5 protein-coding genes are annotated in these 5,026 nt (G+C 45.0%); all 5 read left to right on the top strand.

The features are described 5' to 3' along the window. The coding region (locus B4K20_RS07940; protein WP_289282503.1) for a DNA recombination protein RmuC at window positions 1–1,006 on the top strand (1,006 nt) is incomplete at its 5' end. Beyond that, entirely contained in the window at window positions 1,003–1,512 is a 510-nt protein-coding gene (locus B4K20_RS07935) for a L,D-transpeptidase (RefSeq protein ID WP_289282502.1), read from the top strand. The genes B4K20_RS07940 and B4K20_RS07935, both read left to right, overlap by 4 nt. A gap of 12 nt (window positions 1,513–1,524) precedes the next feature. After that, window positions 1,525–2,574, top strand: coding sequence for a beta-N-acetylhexosaminidase (gene nagZ / locus B4K20_RS07930; protein ID WP_289282501.1), 1,050 nt, complete (start codon window positions 1,525–1,527; stop codon window positions 2,572–2,574). Then, window positions 2,571–4,331, top strand: a complete 1,761-nt coding sequence (locus tag B4K20_RS07925) for a mechanosensitive ion channel family protein (protein WP_289282500.1) — start codon at window positions 2,571–2,573, stop codon at window positions 4,329–4,331. The genes nagZ and B4K20_RS07925 overlap by 4 nt, the downstream gene beginning before the upstream one ends. Before the next feature lie 31 nt (window positions 4,332–4,362). Continuing rightward, on the top strand, window positions 4,363–5,026 hold a 664-nt coding region (locus B4K20_RS07920), incomplete at its 3' end, for a PHP domain-containing protein (RefSeq protein WP_289282499.1).

Here is a 5,026-nt window from a genome sequence, read left to right as displayed (position 1 = left end):
GAAACCTTTTCGTGAGCAGATTGAAGGGTTCCAGAAACGGATTAACGAAGTGCATGATGCGTCAATCAAGGGCAATACTAATCTGAATGCTGAGATTAAAAAAGTATTGGATATTGGCCTGAAAATGAGTGAAGACGCCCACAACCTGACTTCCGCTTTAAAAGGCGACTCTCAGCAACGTGGTGCCTGGGGTGAAGCGCAACTAAGACGGACTCTGGAAATGAGTGGCTTAATTGAAGATGCACATTTTGAAGTACAGACAGCATTTAAAGATGCTGAAGGCAAACAGAAACAAACGGATTATTTGATTAAACTGCCAGATAATAAACACATCATTATTGATAGTAAGGTCTCCCTTAACGCTTATGACCGTGCGGTGTCAGCAGACACACCAGAATCATACAGCTTGGCGATGGCGGATCATGTCAGAGCGGTGCGTAAACATATTGATGATTTGGCTTCAAAGGATTACACCAATGTGGTCGGCATGCGAAGTCCCAGCTTTGTGTTGATGTTTATGCCAATTGAGCCTGCGTATATTGAGGCATTAAAAAATAACAAGGATTTGTTTGAGTATGGCTATAAAAAAAGCATTGTACTGGTGTCTCACACCACGTTAATACCGATTCTGAGAACGGTCTCTAATTTGTGGATGATGGAACGTAGTAATGCTGAAGCTCGGGAAATCAGCGAAAAAGCAGGGGATATTTACAATCAGGTGGCGATTGTCGCTGAACGATTACAAAAATTGGGCAATACTTTGGGCACAGTTAGTAATCAATATAATCAGGTCATCAAAGGTGTGGCAGGGAAGCAGGGCTTATACGGCAAAGTGGATCGCTTTGGTCAGTTATCAACGAAAGTCAGCAAATCATTGCCACAATTGGAAACGATTGAACGTGATTACGAAACTGAACCGTTGACCATGATTGTTGAAGCCATAGAGGAAGAAGATGATCCCCAGTTGTTATCGCATAATGAACAGTCAGTCTCTGCCAAAGAATGATGAACTCGGATGTGATTAAAGATAATGAAGCCTGGCTGGATATATCACTGACACAGCAACATTGCTGGCTGCGTCAGGCTGATAAAGTCTTGTTTGAAGCGCCTGTTTCTACAGCGCTAAATGGTCCCGGTGAGCAGAATGGCAGTGGTTGTACACCGCGTGGCTGGCATCTGATCCGTGCAAAAATTGGCCATAATCAGCCCATCAATAGTGTTTTTGTCGGGCGTCGTCCTACGGCTGAAATTTTCAATGCAGCCTTAAAAGCGCAATTTCCTAATCGTGACTGGATCCTGACTCGAATTCTTTGGCTCAGCGGCATGGAAGTCGGTAAAAACCGACTGGGAAATGTTGATACAATGCGCCGTTATATTTATATCCATGGTTGTCCTGATGAGTTACCGATGGGGGAGGCACTCTCTCATGGGTGTGTGCGTATGCGTAATCAGGACGTAGTGACGTTGTTTGATCAGGTTCACCCTGGTCTTAAAGTCTGGATCCACGAATAAGGTTAAATCACTATGGCATTAGGCCCCTTGATGGTCGATTTGCTCGGCACTGAACTGAGCGAAACAGAAAAAGAAATGCTTAAACATCCCCTGGTCGGCGGGGTAATTTTATTTAGTCGTAATTTTGAGTCAGTCGAGCAAATTACCCGTTTATGTGACGACATCCATCAGCTGAGACAACCGCATCTGCTGATTTCTGTCGACCACGAAGGCGGTCGTGTCCAGCGTTTCAGAAAGGGCTTTAGTCGTTTACCACCTGTGGCTGCCATAGGTAAGGCATATCATCAGCATCCAAAATTGACGCTGGAAAGAGCAGAGCAAACCGGCTGGTTAATGGCTGCAGAATTAAGATCGGTTGGTGTTGATTTCAGTTTTGCACCTGTACTGGACTTAGATTATGGCGTTAGTCAGGTGATTGGCGATCGTGCCTTTCATCGTGATCCGTTAGCGGTAACGGACATCGCTCGTGCTTATATTCAGGGTATGAAACGCGCCTGGATGTCGGCGGTAGGAAAACATTTTCCAGGTCATGGCGCAGTAGAAGTCGACTCACATCTTGGCTTGCCTGTTGATAGCCGTCATCTGGAAGATATGCTGCAGGCCGATATGTTGCCATTTACCCGTTTATGTCAAACTGAGCTGGCAGGCATTATGCCTGCACATATTGTTTACGAAAATAATGACAAACTACCGGCCTGTTTTTCACCGTTTTGGTTGCAGGACATGCTACGCGGTAAACTACAGTTTCAGGGTGCCATTTTGAGCGATGACCTGAGCATGGAAGGGGCTGCTATTATGGGAGGCCCTCTGGAAAGAGCCGAAGCAGCGTTATCTGCCGGCTGTGATATGGTGCTGGTATGCAATAATCCCGGTAGTGTTGAGCAGGTAATTGATGGCCTGAAAGACGCGACTGATCCGTTGAGAAACGCACGTTTGATGCGCCTGCATGGTCGGCATTCGACGCCTCGTCATGAATTACAACAAAGTGCCGAATGGAAACAGGCTGTGCAAACCGTGATGGATTACGCACCTGATCCTGAGATGGAGTTAAATCTCACATGATAACGAGGTCGTTGTTTTTCTTTTTGATGATATGGAGCTTGTCAGTCCACGCTGGCGGCGGAATTAATCCTGCCGCTATTGTCGGCATGCAGAGTTCATCGAGCCAGGAAAAACCTGTTGATGTCACGGTTGAGAAGCTTAATCTGACTCAGCCCCGAATCACGGTAAAACACTTTATCAAAGCGATGGATAAAGTGGCTGAAGGGGATAATAGTGCGATCGAACACGCTGTTTCGACCTTTGATTTATCCAATGTCAGTCCGCTTATACGAACGGAGCGTGGTCGCGAAACGGCACGCCTGCTATACAATATTATTCAGATCGCCAAGACGCCAAAAGTCAGTGAGATTCCTGAAAATCCGAAAGGCAAGCAATATACCTATCTAAGAACAGATAATGGCAATATTGTGCTTAAGCTTGATGAGCAAGGTGATTGGTTATTCAGTCCAGAATCTATTGAAGCCATTCCTGATATTTTCAATGAACTCAGTCACAACAAAGAGCTGGTTGAAAAGTCTTCAGCAAAAGTGTCATTACCCGTCAGTGTCAGATTACGATCAGATATACCGGAATTTCTGAGGACTGGTTTCTTATTAGAATATTGGCAATGGATTGGCTTATTTCTGATTATTGTTATCGGATCTATTGCAGACAAATCTCTGGCATTTTTATTAAAACTGCATATCAAACGCCGTAAACAGAAACATGCCTTATACACAGAATTAGATGACGATGTATTACGTCCCCTAGGTTTAATGGCCATGGCTCTGATGTGGTGGTCAGGTCTGAATTTACTGGGTTTACCTGATACGGCACTGTTGATTTTGTTGGTGGCGGTGAAACTGTTAGTGTCGATCTCGGGCATATGGAGTGCGTTCAGACTGGTCGATATTTTTAATGCCTATTGGACGGCTCGCGTGAGCAAAACGCAGACCAAGTACGATGACTTATTAGTACCCATGATCACGAAGAGTATGAAAGTATTTGTGGTCGTGATGGGAATCGTATTTGCCGCCGATAATCTGAATATTGATGTCACTAGTTTATTAGCGGGTCTCGGTCTCGGTGGTTTAGCATTTGCATTGGCCGCTAAAGATTTATTGGGTAATTTCTTTGGTTCCTTAACTGTGCTGATGGATCGTCCCTTTCATATCGGTGACTGGGTTGTCATTGGTGATATCGAAGGAATGGTGGAGGAAGTTGGTTTTCGTAGTACACGAATCCGTACCTTTTATAACTCATTAGTCACCATGCCTAATTCCATATTAACCACCACCAAAATTGATAATATGGGCGCGCGTCGTTATCGTCGTATGCTGACAAAATTAGCAGTCACCTACGATACGCCACCAGAAAAAATTGAAGGTTTTTGTGAGGGTATTCGACGCATTATTCAGTTGCATCCCTATATGCGTAAAGACCTCTACCAAGTCTACTTTAACGATTATGGTGCCGCTTCATTAGATATTCTCTTGTATGTGTTTTGGGCGACACCGGACTGGAACACCGAGCTTCGAGAACGCCATCGTTTTTTACTGGATGTTCTGAGATTGGCACATCAAATGGAAATCGAGTTTGCGTTTCCAACCCAAACGCTTTATATAAAACGAGGTCAGAATGGGGTACCAAAAGCGTCACCTTATTCCCCTGCGATGAGTCAGGAAGAAGCCTTTGCCAAAGGCCATGCAGAAGCTGAGTCGATTGTAGGGCAGACACTGGGCGATAGAATTCCAGGCCCTGTTGAGTTCCCTCGCTAAATTAATCACAGAAAATAGGTTTAATACATTAATGCCAAAATCGTTTGTCCATCTTCATTTGCATACTGATTATTCACTGGTTGATGGTTTAGTCAGAGTCAAACCCTTGGTCAAGCAAGTGGCCGATGCAGGCATGCCTGCTATTGCGATCACCGATCATCATAATTTATTCGCGGCGGTGAAATTATTTAATGCGGCGATGCAGGCTGGTGTGAAACCGATATTAGGTGCCGATCTGCGTTTGCGTGATCCGAATGACGCCAAGCAAAGCACGCGGTTTGTGTTGCTGTGTATGAACCTGGATGGGTTTCACAATCTGTCACGCCTGTTATCAAAAGCCTATATGGAAGGCCAGCACCTCGGTGTACCGATGCTGGAAGCTGAGTGGTTGCAAGGCCAAACTGATGGACTGATTTGTTTATCTGGCGGTCGTGAAGGTATTTTGGGTAAAGCCTTACTCAATCATCAGAAAGATGAAATTGAGCAGCAGCTTAACTTCTGGCAGACATTGTTTCCTGACCGTTTATACATGGAGTTGATTCGTACCGGACGAGAAGATGAAGAGCGGTTTATCCGGGCAGCTACAGCTTTAGCAGCAGAAAAAGACTTACCGGTGGTCGCGACCAACGATGTGCGTTTCTTAACCCCTGATCAATTTGAAGCGCATGAAGCCAAAGTCTGTATTCATGAAGGTC

The organism is Methylophaga sp. UBA5088, from assembly GCF_002414625.1.
GTDB lineage: Bacteria > Pseudomonadota > Gammaproteobacteria > Nitrosococcales > Methylophagaceae > Methylophaga > Methylophaga marina.
The sequence above is the reverse complement of the archived record's forward strand: the minus strand, read 5'-3'. Positions and strand labels throughout refer to the sequence as shown.